This is a genomic window from Streptomyces sp. NPDC002276, assembly GCF_053891435.1.
Window position 1 is genome coordinate 258,580 of the sequence record NZ_JBSFCQ010000013.1, and the last position, 25,000, is coordinate 283,579.

20 protein-coding genes are annotated in these 25,000 nt (G+C 70.0%); 7 read left to right on the top strand and 13 right to left on the bottom strand.

The window, feature by feature from the left end; genetic code table 11:
* Nucleotides 1-45: 45 nt before the first annotated feature.
* Nucleotides 46-954: an aminoglycoside phosphotransferase family protein gene (locus ACWIHT_RS30650; RefSeq protein WP_456171515.1), complete on the top strand. Its 909-nt coding sequence runs from the start codon at nucleotides 46-48 to the stop codon at nucleotides 952-954.
* Nucleotides 955-1,009: 55 nt separating this feature from the next.
* Here ACWIHT_RS30650 and ACWIHT_RS30655 read toward each other — a convergent pair whose 3' ends face one another.
* Together ACWIHT_RS30655 and ACWIHT_RS30660 are read right to left on the bottom strand one after the other, a co-directional pair.
* Nucleotides 1,010-1,369 carry a hypothetical protein gene (locus ACWIHT_RS30655; protein ID WP_456171516.1) on the bottom strand — a complete coding sequence of 120 codons (360 nt, stop codon included), beginning with the start codon at nucleotides 1,367-1,369 and terminating at the stop codon, nucleotides 1,010-1,012.
* 9 nt (nucleotides 1,370-1,378) lie between these two features.
* A complete protein-coding gene (locus ACWIHT_RS30660) occupies nucleotides 1,379-1,924 on the bottom strand; it encodes a hypothetical protein (protein ID WP_456171517.1) in 546 nt (181 codons plus the stop codon).
* Here ACWIHT_RS30660 and ACWIHT_RS30665 point away from each other — a divergent pair.
* The gene (locus tag ACWIHT_RS30665) at nucleotides 1,923-2,591 is read left to right on the top strand and encodes a class I SAM-dependent methyltransferase (RefSeq protein WP_456171518.1); all 669 of its coding nucleotides are present in this window, start codon (nucleotides 1,923-1,925) and stop codon (nucleotides 2,589-2,591) included. The genes ACWIHT_RS30660 and ACWIHT_RS30665 overlap by 2 nt on opposite strands.
* Before the next feature lie 310 nt (nucleotides 2,592-2,901).
* Nucleotides 2,902-3,714, top strand: coding sequence for a PhzF family phenazine biosynthesis protein (locus ACWIHT_RS30670; RefSeq protein ID WP_456171519.1), 813 nt, complete (start codon nucleotides 2,902-2,904; stop codon nucleotides 3,712-3,714).
* 28 nt (nucleotides 3,715-3,742) lie between these two features.
* Here the strand turns inward: ACWIHT_RS30670 and ACWIHT_RS30675 are convergent, their stop codons facing one another.
* On the bottom strand, nucleotides 3,743-4,543 hold the full coding sequence (locus tag ACWIHT_RS30675; RefSeq protein WP_456171520.1) for a CPBP family intramembrane glutamic endopeptidase: 801 nt from the start codon (nucleotides 4,541-4,543) through the stop codon (nucleotides 3,743-3,745).
* A gap of 139 nt (nucleotides 4,544-4,682) precedes the next feature.
* Here ACWIHT_RS30675 and ACWIHT_RS30680 point away from each other — a divergent pair, with 139 nt between their 5' ends.
* On the top strand, nucleotides 4,683-6,470 hold the full coding sequence (locus tag ACWIHT_RS30680; RefSeq protein ID WP_456171521.1) for a substrate-binding and VWA domain-containing protein: 1,788 nt from the start codon (nucleotides 4,683-4,685) through the stop codon (nucleotides 6,468-6,470).
* A gap of 12 nt (nucleotides 6,471-6,482) precedes the next feature.
* On the opposite strand, the gene ACWIHT_RS30685 is transcribed toward ACWIHT_RS30680, so the two are convergent.
* Nucleotides 6,483-8,000, bottom strand: coding sequence for a glutamate-cysteine ligase family protein (locus ACWIHT_RS30685; protein ID WP_456171522.1), 1,518 nt, complete (start codon nucleotides 7,998-8,000; stop codon nucleotides 6,483-6,485).
* Nucleotides 8,001-8,523: 523 nt separating this feature from the next.
* Here ACWIHT_RS30685 and ACWIHT_RS30690 point away from each other — a divergent pair.
* Nucleotides 8,524-9,108, top strand: coding sequence for a hypothetical protein (locus ACWIHT_RS30690; RefSeq protein WP_456171523.1), 585 nt, complete (start codon nucleotides 8,524-8,526; stop codon nucleotides 9,106-9,108).
* A gap of 284 nt (nucleotides 9,109-9,392) precedes the next feature.
* Entirely contained in the window at nucleotides 9,393-9,584 is a 192-nt protein-coding gene (locus ACWIHT_RS30695; protein WP_200713605.1) for a DUF5999 family protein, read from the top strand.
* 93 nt (nucleotides 9,585-9,677) lie between these two features.
* Here ACWIHT_RS30695 and ACWIHT_RS30700 read toward each other — a convergent pair whose 3' ends face one another.
* The 8 genes from ACWIHT_RS30700 to ACWIHT_RS30735 form a co-directional block, all read right to left on the bottom strand.
* A complete protein-coding gene (locus ACWIHT_RS30700) occupies nucleotides 9,678-11,138 on the bottom strand; it encodes a glycoside hydrolase family 43 protein (protein WP_456171524.1) in 1,461 nt (486 codons plus the stop codon).
* Nucleotides 11,139-11,195: 57 nt separating this feature from the next.
* Nucleotides 11,196-13,736 (bottom strand): DUF4118 domain-containing protein, encoded by a 2,541-nt coding sequence (locus ACWIHT_RS30705; protein WP_456171525.1) that lies wholly within the window; start codon nucleotides 13,734-13,736, stop codon nucleotides 11,196-11,198.
* 1 nt (nucleotide 13,737) lies between these two features.
* Nucleotides 13,738-14,421, bottom strand: coding sequence for a response regulator (locus tag ACWIHT_RS30710; protein ID WP_456171526.1), 684 nt, complete (start codon nucleotides 14,419-14,421; stop codon nucleotides 13,738-13,740).
* A gap of 100 nt (nucleotides 14,422-14,521) precedes the next feature.
* Nucleotides 14,522-15,154, bottom strand: a complete 633-nt coding sequence (locus ACWIHT_RS30715) for a potassium-transporting ATPase subunit C (RefSeq protein ID WP_456171527.1) — start codon at nucleotides 15,152-15,154, stop codon at nucleotides 14,522-14,524.
* A gap of 6 nt (nucleotides 15,155-15,160) precedes the next feature.
* On the bottom strand, nucleotides 15,161-17,260 hold the full coding sequence (kdpB, locus tag ACWIHT_RS30720) for a potassium-transporting ATPase subunit KdpB (RefSeq protein WP_456171528.1): 2,100 nt from the start codon (nucleotides 17,258-17,260) through the stop codon (nucleotides 15,161-15,163).
* 47 nt (nucleotides 17,261-17,307) lie between these two features.
* A complete protein-coding gene (kdpA, locus tag ACWIHT_RS30725; RefSeq protein ID WP_456171529.1) occupies nucleotides 17,308-18,972 on the bottom strand; it encodes a potassium-transporting ATPase subunit KdpA in 1,665 nt (554 codons plus the stop codon).
* An 8-nt stretch (nucleotides 18,973-18,980) separates the two neighbouring features.
* The gene (gene kdpF, locus ACWIHT_RS30730) at nucleotides 18,981-19,070 is read right to left on the bottom strand and encodes a K(+)-transporting ATPase subunit F (RefSeq protein WP_016434100.1); all 90 of its coding nucleotides are present in this window, start codon (nucleotides 19,068-19,070) and stop codon (nucleotides 18,981-18,983) included.
* Between the two features lie 807 nt (nucleotides 19,071-19,877).
* A complete protein-coding gene (locus tag ACWIHT_RS30735) occupies nucleotides 19,878-21,719 on the bottom strand; it encodes an APC family permease (protein WP_456171530.1) in 1,842 nt (613 codons plus the stop codon).
* 256 nt (nucleotides 21,720-21,975) lie between these two features.
* Between ACWIHT_RS30735 and ACWIHT_RS30740 the strand changes: the two genes are divergently transcribed.
* Nucleotides 21,976-22,476: a hypothetical protein gene (locus ACWIHT_RS30740; RefSeq protein ID WP_456171531.1), complete on the top strand. Its 501-nt coding sequence runs from the start codon at nucleotides 21,976-21,978 to the stop codon at nucleotides 22,474-22,476.
* On the opposite strand, the gene ACWIHT_RS30745 is transcribed toward ACWIHT_RS30740, so the two are convergent.
* Nucleotides 22,454-24,973, bottom strand: a complete 2,520-nt coding sequence (locus tag ACWIHT_RS30745) for an ATP-binding protein (RefSeq protein WP_456171532.1) — start codon at nucleotides 24,971-24,973, stop codon at nucleotides 22,454-22,456. The two genes, ACWIHT_RS30740 and ACWIHT_RS30745, sit on opposite strands and share 23 nt — an antisense overlap.
* Nucleotides 24,974-25,000: the final 27 nt, after the last annotated feature.

Sequence of the window (25,000 nt, forward strand, 5' to 3'; positions counted from 1 at the left end):
GATGACAAGCCCCCGAAGAATCTCGGTTGATCCGGACCCGGGCGCATGGATAACTGGACGACCATGCACGCCGACCAAGTGGATGTGACCAGCGAAATCGTCACGACCTTGATCCAGGAACAGTTCCCCCAGTGGAACGGCCGGGCCATCCGACCCCTGTCGTCGACGGGGACTGTCCACGCCATCTTCCGCATCGGGGACGACCTCGCCGCGCGTTTCCCCCTACGTCCGGCCGACGCCGACGAGGTGCAGGCGGTCCTCGAACAGGAAGCGCGGGCGAGCGCGGAGCTGGCGCAGGTGTCCCCGTTCCCCGCCCCGGAACCCGTCGCCCTGGGCAGGCCCGGAGCGGGCTACCCCATGCCGTGGTCGGTCCAGACCTGGCTGCCGGGAACCATCGCCCTCGACGCCGACCCCAGCGGCTCGAACGCCTTCGCCGAGGACCTCGCGTCCTTCATCGCGGCCCTGCGGGGCGCGGAGACGCACGGGCGTTTCTTCAGCGGCGACTATCGCGGCGGCGTCATCGCCGACCACGACGACTGGATGGCGCAGTGCTTCGAGAAGAGCGAGGGGCTGCTCGACGTGCCCCCGCTGCGCCAACTGTGGGACCACTTCGGGGAGTTGCCACGCACGAGCGCCGATGTGATGAGCCACGGCGATCTGATCCCCGGCAACGTACTGGTCGCGGGAGACCGCCTCACCGGCGTCCTGGACACCGGCGGCTTCGGCCCGGCCGACCCGGCTCTGGACCTGGTCAGCGCCTGGCACCTGTTGGGGCCGGGTCCCCGGGACGTACTCCGGCGGGCCCTGGCCTGCGACGACCTGGAGTGGGAGCGCGGCAGGGCTTGGGCGTTCGAACAGGCGATGGGTCTCGTCTGGTACTACGCCGAGACCAATCCGGCGATGAGCGGGATGGGGCGCCGGACACTCGACCGCATTCTGGGGTCGCTGGAGTGAGGCCGCCCGGACGGCCCAGCCGGACACGATCGGCCGCCAGGACCCGCGCTGAACGTCACCGCACTCCTACACCCACCGCGCCCTCTCCTGGACGGCCCGTGATCTTCCGAAGCAGATCGAGAAAATCGCCCTGAACCTGTTCACCAGCCGCGGAGAACGGGTCCGCCGAACGCCGGGAGTGGACGGCGAAGGAGACCGCGGCGGGCCCAAGACGGGAGTCCTCGGCCAGGCTCCCGCCGGGAGTCCCGGGCCGCATGCCTTCGACGATCGCCTCACCAAGAGGACTCGCGGCGACCGCTTCCAGGATGCGGCCGGCGCAGGCGTGCTCAGCCGGGCCCGGCTCCCACTCGCCGCTGTCGAACGCGGCATGCAGATCACGTATCCGCGTCGCCAAGTGCTCGATGTCCGCTGGCATGAGCCGACCCTACTGAGTCCGCCGCCGACCCCAGCCCCGTTCCAGCAACCAGTCGTCGACCACCGCGAAGTCCGCCACGGTGAGGCCAGTCATCGAATCAACACGATGAAGCAGGGCCTGTCCCCCATGGTGGGCCGACACCCACGCGTGGTCGAGGTCGGTGATCTCGTCGTCGACCCAGATGAAGGGGCGGCCCGCCGCGGCTCGGACAAGGGCTCGGGTCTTCCAGTTGAGTGCGTCGGGCTCGTACTCCTTTGGTGGGTCCGGGAGTTCGGCCACCGGGAAGCGCGGCAGTCCGAGGAGCGGGGACAGCACCTCGTTGGCGTACTCCATCCACGCGGTGGCCCAGATCAGCTCGCAGGGCAGCGCCAGCAGACGTGGAACCTGGCGTACGTCGATCTTCGCCAGCTGGGGATTCGACGTGCCCTGCCAGTCCACCCACCCCTGAGAGCTCGACGGAATCCGCGCCCCGCCGAGGGGCAGGAGCGTTCCGTCGACGTCCAGGAAGAACAGCGGGCGAGTCGCCCCATCACCCTGCTCTAAAGTCGCCCGCATGACCGAGCCCTCCTACCTCGCCGCGATCCGGGAGTCGTACGACACCGTCGCCGCCGACTACGTCCAACTCGTCAAGAATCCAGCCGAGTTGGACCCACTGTCACGGGCGATGCTGGCCGCCTTCTCGGAGAGCGTGCTGTCGGCGGGGCTCGGGCCGGTGGCGGACCTGGGGTGCGGGCCCGGCAAAGTCACCGCGTATCTGGCGGAGTTGGGAGTGCCCGTCTTCGGCATCGACCTGTCCCCGAGGATGATCGGGCTGGCCCGCCGCGCCTACCCGGACCTGACCTTCACCGTGGGCTCGATGACCGCGCCGCCGATCGGCGACGGCGAACTGGGCGGCGTCCTCGCCTACTTCTCCACGCACCACACCCCGCCGGAACAAGTCCCTGTCGTTTTCAGCGAGTTCCACCGAACCCTCGCACCCGGCGGCCATCTGATGCTGGCCGGCCACGTGGGAGAGGGCGAACTCCGGCGCCCGACAAAGGCGTACGGCGGACATCCCGTGTCCTACGAGTCCCATCTGCTCCCGCCGGAGCGGATCGCCGGGTTGCTGGAGCGGGCCGGGTTCGCGATCACCGCCCGGTTGATCCAGGAACCCGCCGCGGGATCGAAGCGGACGTACGGCACCTTCATGGCCCGGAAACCCGAGCACCCGTCGCCGTCGTAGCGGCCTGTTCCGAGCGACCCGGTACCGCACCGCCGATTCGTGGCCGCACCGCCCAATCGGTCCAGCACCACCGCCCTCCCCAGTCCACCACCACGGAATCGGCGCAGCACCGCCGAACCACCCCAGCACAACCGAATCAGTCCAGCACCGCCGACCCGACCCCGAACCGCCGACCCGACCCCAGATCACCGGCGCGACCCCGCGCCACCGGCCCGACCCAGCACCGCCGGACCAACCCCGCCACTGAATCAGTCCACCACCCCCGAATTGGCCTTGGCCCAGCAGGCCAGAGACCCCCTAGCGTCGAAGCATGCGGATTCGAATCGTCGACGCGTTCACCGACCGTCCCTTCGCCGGCAACCCGGCCGGAGTCGTCCTTCTCGACGCCTTCCCGGAGGGCGACGGCTGGCTGCGGCAGGTCGCGATGGAGGTCAATCACGCCGAGACGGCGTTCGCGCACCCGCTGCCCGCGGGCGGGGCCGCCGACTGGGCGTTGCGGTGGTTCACTCCGGCCACCGAGGTCGCGATGTGCGGACACGCGACCCTCGCGACGGCCCATGTGCTGCACACCACCGGCGTCCACGAGGGCCCCGTGCGGTTCGCCACCCACAGCGGTGTGCTCATCGCCACGCCGGCGCCGGACGGGTCGATCACCCTCGACTTCCCGAGCGCTCCGCTCACCGCCGTCGAGATCCCGGACGGTGTCGCCGAAGCCCTGGGCGCCGAGGCGCTGACCGCCTTCGACACCGGGCCGAACATCCGCGACCTGGTCGTCGAACTCGCCGACGAGAAGACCGTCGTAGGACTGGCGCCCGACCACAAGGCGCTCGCCGGCTGCTCCGAGCGCGGGATCATCGCCACCGCACGCGCCGAAGACCCCACGCGGGGCTACGACTTCGTGTCCCGCTGTTTCTTCCCGAACATCGGGATCGACGAGGACCCGGTCACCGGGAGTGCGCACACGGCACTGGCTCCGTACTGGGCCGAGCGGCTCGGGCGCACCACCCTCACCGGGCTTCAGGCCTCGCCCCGGTCCGGGCTCGTGCGTACCGAACTGCGGGGCGGGCGGACCCTGTTGACCGGGCGCGCGGTCACCGTCATCGACGGCGAGCTGCTCGCCTGAACCTCAACAGACCCGCCGCTCAAGCGACTTACGCGGTCGGCAGCCAGCCCACCTTGCCCGCCAGCAGCGCGTAGCCGACGAACGCCCCGATGTCGAGCAGGGAATGCGCCACGACCAGGGGACCCACGCGGCCCCAACGGCGGTACAGGTAGACGAAGACCACGCCCATCACCATGTTGCCGACGAAGCCGCCGATGCCCTGGTAGAGGTGGTAGCTACCGCGCAGTACGGAACTGGCCACCAGCGCGGTGCCCGGCGTCCAGCCCAACTGGCCCAGGCGGCGCAGGAGATAGCCCACCACGATCACTTCTTCGAGGATCGCGTTCTGCATCGCGGAGAGGATCAGGACCGGGTACTTCCACCAGACGTCGGGCAGCGCCTCGGGCACCACCGTGAGGTTGAAGCCGAGGCCGCGGGCGGACAGGTAGAAAGCGATGCCGGTGCTGCCGATGACCGCCGCGATCGCCGCCCCGCGGCCCAGGTCGGGCCAGGGCCGGGAGCGGTCGAAGCCGATCGTGCGCAGGCTCTCGCCCTCCCTCAGGAGGAAGTGCGCGACGAGGGCGACGGGGACGAGGGCCGAGGCGATGCCGAAGAGCTGCCAGGCCAGATCCAGCCATGGACGGCCGGGCGCGGCCGAGGCGTTGAGGGTGGCCGCCTGATCCTTGAGACCGCCCGGTTTCGTGACCGATCCGACAAAGCTGATCAGGGCGGACACTCCGCTCGCACCGAGCGAAAGCCCCAGAACGAGCAGTGCCTCGGACCGGAGAATCCGCCGTGTGGGCCGCTCCAGCGGAAAAGTTTCGGCCACCTGCCCTGCCTCCACCTGCACACCTGCCTTCAGTTCGGAAATCCCGCCTCATGCCCATCTTCGCCCCGCTAGGGTCTCGAAAGAACTTACGAAGATCGTGCGCGACAGGCCGTTGGGGGAGACGGAGGCACGAGGTTCAACAGGGAGGGGCACCACCGTCATGGGACGTCACAGCTTGCCCGATCCGCAGCGGACGGGCGGCAGCGACCCCCGTCCTCGCGCGCGGCGCCGCAAGGTGGCCCTCGCCACGGTGCTGGTGCTGACCGTCGCAGGCGGCACCGCGGTCGCGGTGCGGAGCGGGCTCCTCTCCTTCGGTTCCTCCTGCCGCAAGGACGCGGTACGACTGAAACTGGCCGCCTCCCCCGACATGGCCCCCGCCCTGCGCGCGGCGGCCGGAAAGGCGCGCGACGAGAACATCACGTCCGACGGGCAGTGCCTGAACATCTCGGTGACCGCCCAGGAGTCGTACAAGTTCGCGGACACGCTCAAGTCGGGCAAGCACCCGGACGTACAAGTGTGGGTGCCCGACTCGGAGTTGTGGGTGAACCAGGTGACGTCGGGCGCCGACTCGGACGCGACGGAGGCGACTCCGGCGGGCAACGTCGCCTCCACCCCGGTCGGCGTGGCGATGGTCCCGGCCGCCGCGAAGTCGCTGGGGTGGCCGCAGAAGACGTACACCTGGCTCGACCTGGCCGGTGCCACCCTCCAGGACGACTCGCTGCGGCTGGGCGCGGCCGATCCGGCGCGGAGCGCGACCGGGCTGCTCGCGCTGACGTCCCTGAGTACGGCCGCCGCCAAGGTCAAGGGCGGTGACACGCAGGCGGCGGCGATGATGAAGACGTTGTCGCAGCGGATCTCGGACACCGACGGCCAGGTGCTGGACACGCTGCCGCGCGACTCCTCGGGCACCGAGCAGGGCAATCCGAAGCGCAACCAGGCGCTGGTGCTGAGCGAGCAGTCGGCGTTCGCGTACAACGCGTCGGCGGACGGCGGCGGGAGTCTCGACCTGTTCTATCCGAAGGACGGCTCCCCCCGGCTGGACTACCCGTACAACCTGGTGGACCGGGAGCGGCAGACGACGGACCAGAGCCGGGCCGCGATCCGGTTCATGACGTATCTGGGCCGGCCCGCGCAGCGGAGGCTGATGGAGAAGTACGGCTTCCGCACCGAGGACGAGGACGCGCCGAAGGCGGTGGTCGCCAAGGCCGGCGGCAGCAGTCCGCAGCCGTACGCCGTGGCGCCCGCCGAGCCGGCCTCCGACGCGGCGCTCCAGGAGGCGCTGGGGACCTGGACGATCACGGTGCAGAGCGCGCGGATCACCACGGTCGTGGACGCGTCGTCGTCGATGTCGGAGTCGGTGCCGGGGACCGGGCAGTCGCGGATGGACGTCACCAAGGCGTCGCTGCTTCAGGCGCTGGCCACGTTCACGCCCGAGGACGAGATCGGGCTGTGGGAGTTCTCCACGAAGCTCGACGGGAACAAGGACTACCGCGTGCTGGTGCCGACCGAGCGGCTCGGCGACCGCGTGGGCGGCGGCACCCAACGGGACCGGCTCTCGGCGGCGTTCGGGGGTCTGAAGCCGGTGCCGAACGGGGCGACGGGGCTCTACGACACCACGCTCGCCGCGTACAAGGCGGCCACGTCCTCCTATGCGGCCGGGAAGTTCAACGCGCTGGTGATTCTGACCGACGGGGTCAATCAGGACCCGGGCAGCATCTCGCGGACCACGCTGCTCAAGGAACTGCGCCAACTCGCCAGCCCTGAGCGGCCGGTGCCGCTGATCATGATCGCGGTGGGTCCCGAGGCCGACAAGGAGGAGGCCACGCAGATCGCCGAGGCGACCGGCGGCTCGGGCCACGAGGTGAGCGACCCGGCCCAGATCCAGTCGGTGATCCTCCAGGCCATCGTGGCGGCGGGCGCGGCGGGCGCCTCCGCCGACTCGGGCTGAGGCAAAGGCCGTTCACCCCAGTGGCGCCGGTTCCGGGAGCCCGACCGGCCAGGTGTGGACCGGCTCCCCGAGGTGCATCAACTCGCTGTAGCGGCGGGTCGTCGCGGCGAAAGCGGCTTCCCTGCTGAGGCCCTGTTCGAGGGCGCGGTGGAAGGTGGCGGACTGCCAGGTCGCGCCGTTGGCCCGGCGTCGGCAGCGTTCGTCGATGACGCCCAAGTACAGGTCCCGGTCGGCCGGTTCGACCCCCCAGGCGTCCAGACCGGCCTCGGCGAGCGGCAGCAGTTCGTCGCGTACGAGGGCCACCGCGTCGATCTCGGTGGTGCCGCCGAGCCGTCCGCGCCGGGGCCAGAGCAGGCGGGCGTCGATGCCGTGGCGGCACGCGGTGTCGAAGTTGGCGGCGGCGGCCTCGAAGGGCAGCCGGGTCCACACCGGCCGCGATTCCTCGGCGAGGGCGCGGACGACGCCGTAGTAGAAGGCGGTGTTGGCCATGACGTCGGTGACGGTGGGTCCGGCCGGCAGGACGCGGTTCTCGACGCGGAGGTGCGGGACGCCGTCGGCGATGCCGTAGACCGGGCGGTTCCAGCGGTACACCGTGCCGTTGTGCAGGACCAGTTCGGCGAGGGTGGGGATGCCGCCGGCGTCGAGGACGTCGAGGGGTTCCTCGTCGTCGTGGATCGGGAGCAGGGGCGGGAAGTAGCGGAGGTTCTCTTCGAAGAGCTCGTACGCCGAGGTGACCCAGCGTTCGCCGAACCAGGTGCGGGGGCGGACGCCCTGGGCCTGGAGTTCGGGCGGGCGGGTGTCGGTGGCCTGCTGGAAGAGCGGCGGGCGGGACTCGGGCCACAGCTCGCGGCCGAACAGGAAGGGCGAGTTGGCGCCCACGGCGACCTGGACGGCGGCGACGGCCTGGGCCGCGTTCCACACGTCGGCGAAGCGGTCGGGGGTGACCTGGAGGTGCAACTGCACGGAGGTGCAGGCGGCTTCGGGCGCGATGGAGCCGGAGGTGCAGGTGAGGTGCTCGACGCCGTCGATGTCGAGGATGAAATCCTCGCCCCGGGCGGCCACGATCTGATCGTTCAGCAGGGTGTAGCGGTCGACCGCGGAGAGGTTCGAGGAGACCAGGTCGTCCCGGTCGAGGGTCGGCAGAATGCCGATCATCACTATTCCGGCGTCGACCTCGCCCGCTTTCCGGTGGGCATATGCCAGTGACGTACGGATCTCCTCGGCGAGCCGGTCGAATACCCGGCCCTCCAATCGATGTGGGGCAATGTTGACTTCCAGATTGAACATGGCGAGTTCTGTTTGGAAATCTCGGCTCGCGATGCGTTCGAGTACCTGTGCATTCAACATTTTCGGCATGCCGTCGGAGCCCGCGAGGTTGAGTTCGATCTCCAGCCCCATGAGGTTCCTGGGGCGGTCGAACCGCTTCTCGGCGAGCAGTCGCTCCAGTCCCGTCAGGCACCGTCGCAGCTTGGCGCGGTAGCGCTGGCGGTCGGCGAGCTCGAACGGCCCTGCCACGACCTTCTCACCCATCGAAGCCCCACCTCCTCGTCCCGGGTCAGGAAGGATGATGCCCAGACCTGGCGATCGATAACGTCCCGCGGCGGCCCGGCGCCCGCTACTCTGGTGCGAAGTGACCCGCGGCACATTCACGAGGCATGCGGCGATGCGCGGTTCCACGCGCAATGCGGACCTCGTGAAAAACGCCGACGAGAATTGGCCGACCGCATGGGTGACATATCCCGAGGTCATCGCCGTTTCCCCGGTTCGGAACCGGGATGATTCCCGCGAATCGCTGGCCGAATGGCCCCTTGTTGTTCATACGGGAAACGGTTAGACGAAACACCGTCTGAACACGTGTCGTATAAACTCCGCGAACAAGGCAGAAGGTTGGTGCCACGGTCCTGGAACCTGCCGTCGAGGTGACGTGCGGCAGGCCGCACCCATGTTCACAGCACCCCCGGCCCCCGCCTCTCTGACCCCGAGAGCTGACAGCGCCGTCCGCCCCCGTCCCGCCCTCGCGCCACCGTGCCTGTCGAATGAGAGGCGACCCACCATGCCGCTGCATGTCCCCCCGGCTCCCGCGCCCGCACTGCGCTCCGTTCTCACGGCACTCGGTTCCCCCACCGCCGTCCGCGAGGCCCGAACACCTTCTCTGCGCGCGGCCCAGGGGCCCGCCACACCCGAACTCCCGTTGCCCGTCCACGTACTGGACCGCGTCACGCCGGAGGGGACCGCCGTCACCTCGCTGGCCGGGTGGCGTTTCCTGATCCGCTGCGGTGACCGCGCGGTCGCCGCCGCCGAGACGATGCTGACCCCCGACGGCTGGGCGTTCTCGCACTTCTTCGAGGGCCCGTACATCGCCGCCACCGAACGCGCGCTGCGTCAGGCCGAGAACATGAAGGGCGCCTACCAGCCGCGCCTGCTGTCCGTGCCCGGCCTCTACATGCTCACGCTGTGGCTGCACGGCGATCTCACCGCGGACGGCGCCGGCGGCCACCCCGCCGCGGCCGATCTGCTGGTCCCACTGGCCCCGGCACCTCCCGGCATCGCGGCCCACCGTCCGCACCGGGTCGCCGAGTTGCTGCCGGTGCTGACTCATCGGGTGACTCCGGCGCCACTACTCAGTTCACCCGCCTGACTTCTCTCCGCTGTCACCTCCGTACCCCGTCACCGAATTCCCGGTGGCGGGGTACGATCGCGTTTCCGATCCTCTTTATGTTCGTATCGCTCGTACGAGCAGGAAAAAGCTCGTACGAGCCGGGAATTGGGATGAACCGTCCGCGCGGGTGATGCGTCATCAACCTGTGAGAAGCGGTGCCGCTAAATCCCTGCGGATTGACGCCCGTGGGGCAACACTGGGTTCGGACCAACTCAACACCACGGGGGACGGACATGACCACAACTGAGCGAGAGATCCCACCAATGTGCAAGCACCAGCCACCGTGTCCCACAGCCGAATCAGCCGACCGGGAATCCGCCCGTCTCACGGCGAGCCATCCCGAACAGGGCTGGAGCCTGCTGTGCAACGGCGTTCTCCTGTTCGAGGACACCGGTGAGCTCCTGCCCGACGGCCAGATCATCGCCCCGCACCGCCAGGTGATGACGGCCGCCTGAGCATTTCAAGGACATGAGGGGCCGGCCGCACACATTTCGGTGCGCACCGGCCCCGACGCATATCCGGGGCTGATCACTCCGCGTAGTCGACCGCTATACGAGTGCCTCCCCGGGTGCCGAATACTCGAACCAGTCGAAGGCCGCCGTGCCCTCGCCGACATACATGCCGATCACCCGTCCGGTGAAGCCCCCGGCGACCTGGGTGGAGAGATAGCGGCCGTCCAACTCGGCCAGTTCTACGGCGCCTTCGGGGCCGGCCACGGAAAAGGTGAGGGTGTCGGGGCCGCGCGTGCCGGTGTCGGCCGTGCTGATGTCGACGGCGAGGACGACCGGGCCGGGCGGTACCGGTCGCTCCGCGACCCGCTGCCGTACCGGGCCGATCCGTGCGAGCACGCTCACCACTCCCCCGGCGATCTCGATGTCGTAGTGATGGGCCTCGTCCATGCGGACGGAGAGACCGGCGCGGCCCGAGCCGGGGTCGATGCGGACGGCCGCCCGGCAGTCGGGGTGCTGCTGTCGGCGTCCGAGGAAGAAGGGGCCCGGCTTCGCGTCGAGGGTCAGCCACCCGGGCCGCTCGGTCAACGACCAGCTGTCGTCCGGCCTGTTGCGCGGGGAGATCCAGCAGAAGGCGAGGGTCGGGGCGTCGAAGTCGTCGCGTACCGGCGGGAGTTGGCAGGGGTGCCAGGCCTCCGGAGCCGGGTGCCGGTCCCGCACCGGGCCGACCCGTGGCCAGCCGTCCACCCATTCCACCGGGGTCAGGAACGTCTCCCGGCCCAGGACGTGGAAGCCGGGGAACCAGCCCCGGGGCCGGGTGCCGAGCAGCACCATCCACCAGGTGCCGTCGGGGGCGGTGACCAGGTCGGCGTGGCCGGTGCACTGGACGGGGAGGTCGGTGCTGCGGTGGGAGAGGACCGGGTTCGTGGGGGCCGGTTCGTAGGGGCCGCGCGGGGAGCGGGCGCGGGCGATCGAGACGCTGTGGCCGTGCGCTGTGCCGCCCTCGGCCAGCATCAGGTACCACCAGTCGCCGACGCGGTACAGGTGCGGAGCCTCTGGGTGCTGGAGTCCCGTGCCGGACCAGACGGGGAAGGGGCCCTCCAGGACCTTGCCGGTCGTCGCGTCGATGCGGGCCACTTTCACCCCGGCCACGGCACACCAGCAGTTCCCGTCCTCGTCCCAGGCCAGGTCGGGGTCGATACCCGGCACGTCGACGAGCACCGGGTCCGACCAGGGACCCTCGGGCCGCTCGGCGGTGACGAGGAAGTTGCCCTTGCCGCCGACATCGGTGGTGATGAGGTGGAAGCGGCCGTCGTGGTGGCGGAGGGTCGGGGCGTAGATGCCGGCCGAGGCGGGGGTGTCGTCCGGCAGGTCCAACTGGCTCGGCCGGTCAAGGGCGTTGCCGATCTGGCGCCAGTGCACGAGGTCCCGGCTGTGGAAGAGCGGGACGCCCGGGAAGTACTCGAAGCTGGAGCACGCGAGGTAGTAGTCCTCGCCGACCCGGCACACGCTGGGGTCGGGATGGAACCCGCCGATGACCGGGTTGTCGTACGTCCGCATGTGTCCCCGTCCCTCCGCCCGGCCCGCACTCGAAAGTTTCGGGCCAATCGCCGAACATTACGGTGCGGGACTGTAGGTGGGTCCTTCAACCGGGGCAAGAGTGGGGGCCAGTTGGAGACTGAGCACCATGGTCAGGCCGCCGCCCGGTGTGTCCTCGGCGCTGAGCGTGCCGCCGAGCGCCTCGGTGAAACCGCGGGCGACGGCGAGACCGAGGCCGACCCCGGCGCCGCGCGGGGCGTCGCCGTAGCGCTGGAAGGGTTCGAAGATGCGGTTCTTGGCCTCGTCGGGGACGCCGGGGCCGCGGTCGACCACGCGGATCTCGACGCGGTCGGCGATGGCACTCGCCTTGACCAGTACGGGAGTTGACTCCGGGCTGTACTTCACCGCGTTCTCGACGAGGTTGGCCACGGCCCGCTCAAGGAGCCCGGGGTCGACGGCCACCATGGGCAGCGTCTCCGGGATGTCCAGGTCGACGGTGTCCTCGGGGACTCCGCCCAGCGCCATCGGGACGACCTCGTCGAGGTCCACCTCGCGGATCATCGGGGTGACCGTGCCGGTCTGGAGGCGGGACATGTCGAGGAGGTTCCCGACGAGGTTGTCCAGGCGGTCGGCGCCGTCCTCGATGCCGGCCAGCAGCTCGGCCTGGTCCTCGTCCGACCAGGCGACGTCCTCGGAACGGAGCGAGGAGACGGCCGCCTTGATGCCGGCGAGGGGCGTCCGCAGGTCATGGCTCACGGCCGCGAGCAGGGCCGTACGGATGCGGTTGCCCTCGGCCAACGCGCGGGCCTGGTCGGCCTCTTCACGCAGCCGACGGCGGTCCAGGACTACGGCGGCCTGCGCGGCGAAGGCGGCCAGGACGCGGCGGTCCTCGGCGGGAAGCACCCGGCCGGAGAGCGCGAGGGCCATATGGTCGCCTACCGGTACGTCGACGTCCGCGTCCTCGGGGTTCTGGCAGGGGCGCGGGCCCACGCTGCCCGCGCAGGTCCAGGGTTCGACGTCGCTCGCCCGCTCCAGCAGGGCGGCCGACTCCATGCCGAAGGTCTCGCGGACCCGTTCCAGGAGGGCTTCGAGGCTGGTCTCGCCGCGCAGCACGTTGCCCGCGAGGAAGGACAGGATCTCCGACTCGGCGCGCAGCCGGGCGGCCTGCTGGGTCCGTCGCGCGGCGAGATCCACCACCGACGCGACGGACACCGCGACGGCCACGAAGATCGCGATGGCGACGATGTTCTTGGGGTCGGCGATGGTGAAGGTGTGCACGGGCGGTGTGAAGTACCAGTTGAGCAGCAGCGATCCGGCCACCGCCGAGGCCAGCGCGGGGAAGAGTCCGCCGAGCAGGGCCGCCGCCACGGTCAGCGACAGATACAGCAACATGTCGTTGGCCAGGCCCACTTCGGGCGCGACACTGCTGAGCAGCCAGGTCAGCAGCAGCGGTCCGCCGATACCGGCCAGCCAGCCCCAGACGATCCTGGCCCGCCCGAGCCGTGCGCCCCGGTTCACGGGCAGTCCGCGTCCCTTGCCCGCCTCGTCGTGGGTGATGAGGTGGACGTCGAGGTCGGGTCCCGAGTCCCGGGCGACCGTCGAGCCGACGCCGGGCCCGAAGACGTATTGCCAGCCCTTGCGGCGGGAGACGCCGAGGACGATCTGGGTGGCGTTGACCCCGCGCGCGAAGTCCAGCAGGGCCACCGGGATGTCCTCGCCGACGACTTGGTGGAAGGTGCCGCCCAAGTCCTCGACGAGCGTGCGCTGTTGGGCCAGTTCCTTCGGGGAGGCCGAGGTCAGGCCGTCGCTGCGGGAGATGTAGAGGGCCAACACCTCGCCGCCCGCGCCCTTTTCGGCCAGGCGCGCGGCCCGGCGGATGAGCGTGCGTCCCTCCGGACCGCCGGTCAGGCCTACGACGATCCGCTCGCGCGAGCCCCAGATCGCCGAGACGCGGTGTTCGCTGCGGTACTCCTGGAGGTAGGCGTCGACCCGGTCGGCCAGCCACAGGAGCGCCAACTCCCTTAGGGCGGTGAGGTTTCCGGGGCGGAAGTAGTTCGACAGGGCCGCGTCGACCTTGTCCGGTTTGTAGATGTTGCCGTGTGCCATCCGGCGCCGTAGCGCGGGCGGTGACATGTCGACCAACTCGATCTGGTCGGCGCGGCGGACGACTTCGTCCGGGACGGTCTCCTGTTGCCGTACGCCAGTGATGGACTCGACGATGTCGCCCAGGGATTCCAGGTGCTGGATGTTGACCGTGGAGATGACGTCGATGCCGGCGGCGAGGAGTTCCTCGATGTCCTGCCAGCGCTTGGTGTTGCGGGAGCCGGGGATGTTGGTGTGCGGCAGCTCGTCGACGAGGGCCACCTCGGGGTGCCGGGCGAGCACCGCGTCGACGTCCATCTCGCTGAACGTCGTGTCCCGGTAGGCGAGTTCGCGGCGCGGGATCTCTTCGAGGCCGTGCAGCATCACCTCGGTGCGCGGCCGGTTGTGGTGCTCGACGAACGCGACCACGCAGTCGGTGCCCCGCTCGATACGGCGGTGCGCCTCGGACAGCATCGCGTACGTCTTGCCGACGCCCGGTGCCGCGCCGAGGTAGATCCGGAGCTTGCCGCGTCCCATGTCATCCTTCGAAGCGGTAGCCCATGCCGGGCTCGGTGATCAGATAGCGGGGGCTCGACGGATCCCCCTCCAACTTCCTTCGCAACTGGGCCATATAGACCCGCAGGTAGTTGGTCTTGTTGCTCTGGGACACCCCCCACACCTCCTGCAACAGGTACTTCTGGGTGACGAGGCGGCCCGGGTTGGTGATCAGGATCTCCAGCAGATGCCACTCGGTGGGGGTGAGGCGGATGTCGTGTCCGGCGCGGGTGGCGCGCTTGGCGAGCAGGTCGATGGTGAAGTCGTCGGTGGTGACGAGCGTGGTGGTCGGGGCGAGCGGCACGTCCTCGACGCGGCGGACCGCCGCCCGTAGCCGGGCCAGGAGTTCGTCCATGCTGAACGGCTTGGTGATGTAGTCGTCGGCGCCCGCGTCGAGGGCGGCGACCTTCTCGTCGGAGGCCTGTCGCGCCGACAGCACCAGGATCGGGACCCGGGTCCAGCCGCGCAGCGCCTTGATGACGTCGACGCCGTCCATGTCGGGCAGTCCGAGGTCGAGCATCACGACGTCCGGCTGCCGCATGGCCGCGAGCCGGAGCGCGGTGGCGCCGTCGGGGGCCGCGTCCACGCCGTACTGGCGGGCCTGCATGTTGATCACGAGGGCCCGTACGAGCTGCGGGTCGTCCTCCACCACCAGCACCCTTGTCATGGGGGTGTGCCTTTCGTGTGGTCCCTGGCATGGCGGCGGGAGTCGGCGGCACCGGGATCCCGCCCGGACCGCCGACTCCCCTGCCGGTCGCGTAACGCCATCAGCTCTTCGTCACAAGGGACTTGAGCGCGATGTTGAGTTCGAGGACGTTCACCGTGGGCTCACCGATGAAGCCCAGGGTGCGGCCGTCGGTGTGGTCCTTGACCAGCTTCTCCACCTGGGTGACGGAGAGGTGGTTGCGCTCGGCGATCCGGTGGACCTGGAGTTCGGCGTAGGCCGGGGAAATGTCCGGGTCGAGGCCGGAACCGGAGGAGGTGACGGCGTCGGCCGGTACCTGGGAGGGCCTGACCTTGTAGTCGGCCGTGGAGTTGTTCTTCACGACCGCCGCCTTGGCGTCCTCCACCTGCTTCACCAGCACCTTGCTGTCGGCGGCGAGGTTGGTGGCACCGGAGAGGATCAGCTTGTACCGGGTGTTGACGGAGTTGGTGCCCAGTCCATTGGCGGGGCGCCCCTGGAAGTAGTCCAGGCTGTAGCCCTGTTGACCGATGAGCGAGGAACCGACGACCTTGCCGTCCGCCTTGATCTCCGAGCCGTTCGCCTTGTTGTTGAACAGCGCCTGGGCCACCCCCGTGACCGCCAGCGGGTAGATGACGCCCGTCACCAGGGTCAGCACGAGCAGGGCGCGCAGGCCCGCCCAGAGCAACCGGGCTGTGTTGGATACCGAGTTGTTCATAACTGGTCAGCCGATTCCGGGGATGAGGGAAATGAGGAGGTCGATGATCTTGATGCCGATGAAGGGCGCGATCAGGCCGCCGATGCCGTAGATCCCGAGGTTGCGGCGGAGCATCTTGTCCGCGCTGACCGGCCGGTACCGCACGCCCCGCAGGGAGAGCGGGACCAGCGCGATGATGACCAGCGCGTTGAAGATGACGGCCGACAGGATCGCGGAGTCGGGCGAGGCCAGGTGCATGATGTTGAGCTTGTCCAGGCCCGGGTAGACCGCCGCGAACAGCGCCGGGATGATCGCGAAGTACTTCGCGACGTCGTTGGCGATCGAGAACGTCGTCAACGCGCCCCGGGTGATGAGGAGTTGCTTGCCGATCTCGACGATCTCGATGAGCTTCGTCGGGTTCGAGTCGAGGTCGACCATGTTGCCGGCCTCCTTCGCGGCCGACGTGCCGGTGTTCATCGCGACGCCGACGTCCGCCTGGGCCAGCGCGGGCGCGTCGTTCGTGCCGTCGCCGGTCATCGCGACCAGCTTGCCGCCGGCCTGCTCGCGCTTGATGAGGGCCATCTTGTCCTCGGGAGTGGCCTCCGCGAGGAAGTCGTCGACGCCGGCCTCGTCCGCGATCGCCTTGGCGGTCAGCGGGTTGTCACCGGTGATCATGACGGTCTTGATGCCCATGCGGCGCAGCTCGTCGAACCGCTCGCGCATGCCCGCCTTGACGACGTCCTTGAGGTGGATGACGCCCAACACCCGTGCGCCGTCGGCGTCTTCGACCGCCACGAGCAGCGGGGTACCGCCCGCCGCGGAGATCCGGTCGGTGAGCGCTCCGGCGTCCTCGGACACCTCGCCGCCCCGCTCCTGGACCCAGGCGACGACCGAACCGGCCGCGCCCTTGCGGATCTTGCGCCCGTCGACGTCCACGCCCGACATGCGGGTCTGGGCGGTGAAGGCGATCCACTCGGCGTGCGCCAACTCGCCCTGGTGGCGCTCGCGCAGGTCGTACTTCTCCTTCGCGAGGACGACGATGGAGCGGCCCTCGGGCGTCTCGTCGGCGAGCGAGGAGAGCTGGGCGGCGTCGGCGAGTCGGGCCGCGGTGGTGCCGGTCACCGGCACGAACTCGGAGGCCTGACGGTTGCCGAGGGTGATGGTGCCGGTCTTGTCGAGCAGGAGAGTGGAGACGTCACCGGCGGCCTCAACCGCCCTGCCGGACATGGCCAGTACGTTCCGCTGCACCAGCCGGTCCATGCCCGCGATGCCGATCGCGGAGAGCAGCGCGCCGATGGTCGTAGGGATGAGACAGACCAGCAGGGCCACCAGCACGATCATCGTGAGGTGGGTGCCCGCGTAGTCCGCGAACGGCGGCAGCGTGGCACAGGCGAGCAGGAAGACGATCGTCAACGAGGCCAACAGGATGTTCAGGGCGATCTCGTTGGGCGTCTTCTGCCGGGCTGCGCCCTCGACCAGGGCGATCATCCGGTCGATGAAGGTCTCGCCGGGCTTCGTCGTGATCTTGATGACGATGCGGTCGGAGAGGACCTTCGTGCCGCCGGTGACGGCCGAACGGTCGCCGCCGGACTCGCGGATGACGGGCGCGGACTCGCCGGTGATGGCCGACTCGTCGACGGACGCGACACCCTCGACGACGTCACCGTCGCCCGGGATGATGTCGCCCGCCTCGCACACCACCAGGTCGCCGATGCGGAGTTCGGTGCCGGGGACCTGCTCCTCGACCGTGCCGTTGAGTCGCCGGGCCACCGTGTCGGTCTTGGCCTTGCGCAGGGTGTCGGCCTGCGCCTTGCCGCGGCCTTCGGCGACGGCCTCCGCGAGGTTGGCGAAGATGACGGTCAGCCACAGCCAGGCGCTGATCGTCCAGCCGAACCAGTCGCCCGGGTCCTTGAAGGAGAAGACGGTGGTGAGCACGGACCCGATCCACACCACGAACATGACGGGCGACTTGACCATGATGCGCGGGTCGAGCTTGCGGCAGGCGTCGGGCAGGGACCTGATCAGTTGCTTCGGGTCGAACAGGCCCGCGCCGACCCGCCCCTCGGGGGACGTGTGACCGGTCGGCACATCGCTGTGCGGCGCCCGGGTCGGAGTGGCAGTGGACATCGAGTCCTCTTGGTCTTCTTGGTTTTCTTGGTTGTCTATGCGGGTGCTCATGACGCCAGCCCCTCGGCCAGCGGGCCCAGCGCCAGCGCCGGGAAGTAGGTCAGACCGGTGATGATGAGGATCGCGCCCACCAACAGGCCGGTGAACAGAGGCTTTTCGGTGCGCAGGGTGCCCGCGGTGACCGGCACCGGCTTCTGCTCGGCGAGCGAACCGGCCAGGGCCAGCACGAACACCATCGGCAGGAAGCGGCCGAGCAGCATCGCGAGCCCGGTCATGGTGTTGAACCAGTCGGTGTTCGCGTTCAGACCGGCGAAGGCCGAGCCGTTGTTGTTCGCGGCGGAGGTGAAGGCGTACAGCACCTCGGAGAAGCCGTGCGCGCCGGAGTTCAGCATCGAGTGCGGCGGGGTCGGCAGCGCCATGGAGGCGGCCGCGAAGATCAGCACCAGGGCCGGGGTGATCAGGATGTAGCAGGCCGCGAGCTTCATCTCGCGGGTGCCGATCTTCTTGCCCAGGTACTCGGGCGTACGGCCGACCATGAGTCCGGCGATGAACACCGCGATGACCGCCATGATCAGCATGCCGTACAGGCCGGAGCCGGTACCACCGGGCGCGATCTCGCCCAACTGCATGCCCAGCATGGTGATTCCGCCGCCGAGACCGGTGAACGAGGAGTGGAAGGAGTCCACCGCGCCCGTCGAGGTCAGGGTGGTCGACACCGCGAAGATCGAGGAGGCGCCGACGCCGATGCGCTGTTCCTTGCCCTCCATCGCACCGCCGGCGATCTGGAGCGCCGAGCCGTGGTGGGCGAACTCGGTCCACATCATGAGGGCGACGAAGCCGACCCAGATGGTGGCCATGGTGGCGAGGATCGCGTAGCCCTGCTTGATCGAGCCGACCATCACACCGAAGGTGCGGGTCAGCGCGAACGGGATGACCAACAGCAGGAAGATCTCGAAGAGGTTGGTGAACGGGGTCGGGTTCTCGAAGGGGTGCGCGGAGTTGGCGTTGAAGTAGCCACCGCCGTTGGTACCGATCTCCTTGATGGCCTCCTGCGAGGCAACGGCACCGCCGTTCCACTCCTGCCGCCCGCCCATGAACTGACCGACTTCGTGAATCCCGGAGAAGTTCTGAATGGCACCGCAGGCGACGAGCACGAGGGCAGCGACCACGGAGAGCGGCACCAGGATACGGATCGTGCCGCGCACCAAGTCGGCCCAGAAGTTGCCGAGTTCACCGGTACGGGAGCGCGCGAAGCCCCGTACGAGAGCCACCGCGACGGCGATGCCGACGGCCGCGGAGACGAAGTTCTGCACGGCGAGACCGGCGGTCTGCACGACGTGACCCATGGTCTGCTCGCCGTAGTACGACTGCCAGTTGGTGTTCGTCACGAACGACACGGCCGTGTTGAACGACTGCGCCGGATTCACCGAGGAGAAGCCCAGCGAGCCGGGCAGAATGCCCTGCAACCGCTGAAGCAGATAGAGAAAGAAGACTCCGACGGCCGAGAAGGCGAGCACGCCGCGCAGATACGCGGGCCAGCGCATCTCGGTGTTCGGGTCGGCACCGATGCCCTTGTAGATCCACTTCTCGACGCGCCAGTGCTTGTCGGAGGAGTAGACCCGGGCCATGTAGTTGCCGAGGGGGATGTAGGCGAGTGCCAGCGCGCCTATGAGGGCGAGCAACTGGAGGACACCTGCGAGTACGGGACCCATGTCGTGGCTCAGAACCTCTCCGGGAAGATCAGGGCGAGGACGAGATAGCCCAGCAGGGCGACGGCCACGACGAGGCCGACGATGTTCTCGGCGGTCACAGCTTCGTCACCCCCTTGGCGACGAGGGCCACCAGCGCGAAGACCGCGATCGTGGTGACGACGAAGGCCAGATCGGCCATCGTGAGCTCCTGGATTGAGGTTCGAATGGAACGGACGCTTAGAGGTAACCGCGCCCATGACCGGATTCACCCGCCGTTGACGGGTCCCATACGGCAGCACACACGCCTTTGACGCGACTCTTACGGCAACACCGTGCTGCGGCCTGCGAGCGAGCTTCCACGACGGCACGGGGCACCGACCGACGGCCGGTTTCGCCGACGCCGACGCCGGGCCGCGGGGCGGCTTTACGGTGACGCCGACACCGGCCCGCGAGCGGTTTCCGACGACTGCGGTGCGGGGCGGCGGGTGGTCTCCGACGGCGCCGACACCAGCCCGCAGGGCGGCTCTACGGCAGCGTCGGCACGGGCCGCAGGCCGCTACACGGCACCGCCGGCACCGGGCCGCGAGCGGTTTCCCGCGACAGCGACACCAGCCCGCGCGGCGGCTCCACGGCAACACCCGTACCGACCCCCAGGGCGGCTCTACGGCAGCGTCGGCACAGGCCCGCGGGCAGCTGCACGGCAGCCCGGCGCCAAGGCGCAGGCCGCTCCACGGCACCGCCGACACCGCCGACACCGACCCACAGTCGCCCCACGCCGATACACCCGCACCAACCCCCAGGGCGGCTCCACGGCAGCACCGGCAGCGGCGCTCGCAGGCAGTTCCACGCCGACGCCCCTGCGGCAGCCGCAGGCGCGGGCACCGTACCCCGGTGGCGAAGCAGGTGCCCGCTTCACGTCCCGTGCGTCAGAACAGGCGGAACCGTAGTCGGCAGATCACCGCGTCCGTGTCCCGTCGTACGGCGTGGGCGACGACGGCTCCGCGCTGGTTCTGGAGCAGCCGCTGCCACAGGCGGACGGGCTCCACCTCGGCGATCAGGACGGTGACCCGGGTGTCCGGTTCCGTCGCTGAGACGTCTCGTACGTAGGCGGCGATGGGGCGGCCCAGGGTGCGGCGTTCGCAGGTGAGGCGGACCAGGGGGACGCCGGGGTTCCACTCGGCCCAGGCGCGTTCCAGGGCGTGGAGGTGGGCGCGGTCCTCGGGGTCGGGGTAGCAGACGGTGACCGCGCGGACCTCGTCGCCGAGCGAGGCGGCGGCCGTCAGGGCCTCGGAGGTGAGCCGGGTGAGGGAGGAGACCGGCACGATCACCACCGACCGGTCGCGGTGCGGCGGTTCCGGGATGCGGCCGAGGCCGAGCCGTTCGCCGATGTGCGCGTACGCGCGGTGCACGGTCTCGAAGGCGAGCACCAGCAGGGGCAGGGCGATCACGATCAGCCAGGCGCCCTCCTCGAACTTGGTCGCGGTGACGACGATCGCGGCGACGCCTGTGAGGAGCGCGCCGAAGCCGTTCAGCAGGGCCTTGCCGCGCCAGCCTGGGCCCCGCTCGCCGCGCCAGTGCCGGACCATGCCGACCTGGGCGACCGTGAAGCCGACGAAGACACCGATCGCGAAGAGCGGCACGAGGGTGTTGGTGTCGCCGCCCGAGAACACCAGCAGGGCCGCCGAGACCGCGGCCAGCGCGAGGACGCCGTGCCGGTGCACCTGGCGGTCGGCCTTCAACGCGAAGACGTGCGGGAGGTAGTTGTCCCGGGCCAGCAGCTTCAGCAGCACGGGCAGCCCGCCGAAGGACGTGTTCGCGGACAGCGCGAGCAGGATCATCGTCGCGAACTGGATGACGTAGAAAGCCCAGTTGTGGCCGAGGGAGGCGTCCGCGAGCTGGGCGAGGACGGTGACTCCCTGGACGGGCTGGAGGTGGAAGCGGGAGATCAGGACGGACAGGCCGATCAGCATCACGCCGAGCACCGCGCCGAGGGCGACCTCCGCGCGCTGGGCCCGCTTGACGCGGGGTGCGCGGAAGGAGGGCACGGCGTTGGCTATCGCTTCGACGCCGGTGAGGGCGCTGCACCCGGAGGCGAATGCTTTCAGCAACAGCAGGGTGCCGACGCTCGTCGCGTTGTCCGCGAGCGCGGAGGCATGGCCGTCGGCGGTCGCGGTGCTCACCGGCGCGGACCGGAACAGACCGACCACGATGAGCACGAAGATCGAGCCGACGAACACCACGGTCGGCACGATGAAGGCGCGCGCCGACTCTACGATCCCGCGCAGGTTCACCCCCGTGACCAGCACCAGCACCGCGAGACACAGCCACAGCCGGTCGTCGTACAGGCGCGGGAAGGCCGAGGTCAGGGCGGCGACTCCGGCCGTCACGGCCACCGCCACGTTCAGTACGTAGTCCAGCACCAGCGAGGCCGCGGCCACCAGGCTCGTCCGCGCGCCGAGGTGGGTCTTCGCCACCGCGTAGGAGCCGCCGCCGTCCGGGAAGGCCGCGATGACCTGCCGGTAGGAGGCGACGAGGACCGCCAGCAGTGCGGCGATGGCGAGCGTCACCGGCAGGGTGAAGCCGAGTCCGTGCGCCCCGGCGGCGGCCAGCACGAGGACGATCGCCTCGGGGCCGTACGCCACGGACGCCATGGCGTCCAGGGACAGGGCCGCGAACCCGGCGAGGGCGGTCAGCCGATGGCGCTCGCCGGTATCCGGGGGCTCCTCGTCGGCGGGCGTCTCGCCGGGCTGGACGGTCAGAACGGTCATGCTGGTGGCTCCTTCAAGGTACGGACGCGCGGGTGCGCTCCAGGTTCGGTCCCGTCACCGCGGGTTTCTCCTTCTCCTTGCGGCTTCTTCGCGCCGAACACGCGTTCCTTGACGCGAACTTGACGAGGGTGTGACCAGGGCAACTGCTCCCGCCCGCCGGCGGGGACGCTGCGGGCGCGTCAAGATCCACCGGCCGTCCGTCAGAGTCCCGTCAAGGCCCGGCTTCCGTACGCCGGGAATCCCTACCGTCGCCTCCATGGCACCGATGGAGGACCGACGATGGACGCGCGACCTGCGCGGCACATTCCGCTGTGCGGGCGCGCTTCTCGGACTCCTGCTGATCGTCGACCACTTCAGCGGTCGGCTCACGCTCTGGCGCGCCGCGCTCTGGTTCGCCGTGGCGCTGCTGCTCTTCGTGGTGCTGTATCCGGCGCGGGTCCGGGCGGGCGAGGGCTGGCTGTCCTCGCGCCGGCTGCTGCGCGAGCGACGCGTCCGCACGGACCGGCTCGTGTCGGTGCGCTGTCTGGACGGGATCTCTCAACGGCTGTCGCTGCGGGACGAGTTCGGCGGTCGCGTCGAGATCGATCCGGACGTGCTGGTCAACAACCCTGACTTGTGGCACCGGTTGGCCGAGGACGCGCACAAGTCCCTTGTCTCGGGCTCGCTCACCTGCGGGGCGACCGCGCTGCGCCGGGTCGCGCACCGCGTCGAACGCGAGACCGCCGAGACCGTGTTCAAGGTGTCCGGCCTGGAGTAGCCGCCGTGGTCGTGGTCGATTCCGGCTCAACTGCCCGCTCCGCCAACGGAATCGACACGACCATGGTCAGGCCGCCGCCCGGTGTGTCCTCGGGGGTGAGCGTCCCGTGCATCGCCTCGGTGAGGCCGCGCGCGAGGGCGAGACCCAGGCCGAGCCCGGTGGTGTTGTCCGTGTCACCGAGGCGCTGGAACGGCTCGAAGAGCCGCTCGCGTCCGGTGGTCGGCAGCCCGGGCCCTCGGTCCACGACCCGCAACTCCACCCGCCCGCCCAGCGCACTGGCGGTGACCAGCACCCGGCGCCCGGGCGGGGTGTGCCGGGCCGCGTTGCTCGCCAGGTTGGCGATCACGCGTTCCAGCAGCGGCGGATCTACGAGCACCGGCGGGATCGACTCCACGTCCCGCAGATCCACGTCGGGCACGTCCGCGAGCGCCATCGGCAGGACCTCCTCCAGGCTCGTGGCCCGCAGGTTCAACGGCAGGACGCCCGCCTCAAGACGGCTCAGGTCGAGGAGATTTTCCAGCAGTCGGTTCAGCTTGGCCATCGACTCGTCGGCGGTGGCGAGGAGTTCGTCACGGTCCTCGTCCGAGAACTCCACGTCCCGGCCGCGCAGCGAGGTGACGGCGGCCCAGCCCGCCGCGAGCGGCGTCCGCAGGTCGTGACCGACCGCCCTCAGCAGCGCCGTACGCAACCGGTCGGCCGCCTTCACCGGCTCTATCTCGGCCGCCGCTTCGGCGAGTTGGGCCCGTTCGACGGCGGAGCCGACATGGGCGGCGAAGGCGGCCAGTACTCGCCGTTCCGAGGAGGAGAGGGTGCGTCCGCGCAGCACCAGGTAGGCGCCGGGGCCCGCGGGGACGGTGGTCACCCCGCCGCCGATCTCGTGGTCCGGCGGTTCGTCGACGAGTTCCGCCGAGTCGGTGCCGAAGGTCTCGCGGGTGCGTTCCAGCAGGGCCGGGATCGTCTGGCCACCGCGCACGATGCTGCCCGCGAGGGACGACATCGTCTCGGCCTCGGCGGTGGCACGCGCCGAGCGGCGGGACAGTCGTAGCGAACGGTCGACCACGGCGGCCACGGTCGCCGCCACGACCGTGAACACCCCTAGCGCCAACAGGGCGTTGGGGTCGTCCAGCGTGAACTGGCCGATGGGCGGGATGAACCAGTAGTTGAGCAGCAGTGAGGCCGTCACCGACGCGATGACCGCCGAGGTCACGCCGCCTATGCAGGCGACCCCGACCACGGCGAGCAGGAACAGCAGTGCCTCGCTGGTGAGGTTGACCGTGCCGCGCACCTGCGCGAGGCAGACGGTGAGCAGCACCGGCAGCACAAGTCCCGCCACGGGACCGGCGATCAGCCGCCCCGTCGAGAGGGTACGGCGACGGGAGGGCAGCAGGGTGCCGCGCCCGGCACGCTCGTGCGTGACCCGATGTACGTCGATGTCTCCCGATAGCTCAGTCACCGTCTCGCCCGTGCCGGGGCCGGTCAGGAACCGTTCCAACCGGCCCCGGCGGCTGGTGCCGAGGACGAGTTGGGTGGCGTTCTCGGTGCGGGCGAACTCGACCAGGGCGGTGGCGACCCCGTCGCCGACCACCGAGTGGTAGCTGCCGCCCAGGTCCTCGACGAGACGCCGCTGTCGGGCGAGCGAGGCGTGCGACACCCCGGCGGCGAGTCCGTCGCTGCGGGCCACGTGCACGGCGAGCAGATCACCGCCCGCCGACCGGTCGGCGATGCGGGCGGCCCGCCGGATGAGCGTATCGCCCTCCGGGCCGCCGGTCAGCGCCACGACCACCCGCTCCCGGGTCTCCCACACCCCGCCGATCGCGTGCTCGGCGCGGTAGGTGTGCAGGGCCTCGTCGACCCGGTCGGCGACCCACAGCAGCGCCAACTGCCGTAGTGCGGTGAGGTTTCCGGGCCGGAAGTAGTTGGCGAGGGCCGCGTCGATCTTCTCGGGCGTGTAGATGTTGCCGTGTGCCATGCGCCGCCGTAGTCCCTCGGGCGGCATGTCGATGAGTTCGATCTGCTGTGCTCGGCGTACGACGTCGTCGGGCACCGTCTCGTGCTGCGGTACCCCGGTGATCTTCTCGACGACGTCCTTGAGGGAGGCGAGATGCTGCACGTTGACGGCGGTGACGACGTCGATGCCGGCGGCGAGGAGTTCGTCGATGTCCTGCCAGCGCTTGGCGTTGCGTCCGCCGCCGGGCACGTTGCTGTGCGCGAACTCGTCGACGACGGCGACCTCGGGGCGGCGGACGAGGACCGCGCCGAGGTCCATCTCCTCGAAGTACCCGCCCCGGTAGGCGCATTGGGCCCGCGCCACGACCTCCAGGCCGTCGAGCATCGCCTCGGTGAGCGGTCGCCCGTGGCACTCGGCGAAGCCCACCACCACGTCGGCGCCCCGGGCGGCCCGGCGCCGCGCCTCGTCGAGCATGCGGTAGGTCTTGCCGACGCCCGGGGCCGCCCCGAGGTAGACCTTGAGTCGCCCGCGTCGTTGTACGTCGTTCATCGCCTCCCAGAGAAGCGCCCGGCAGGC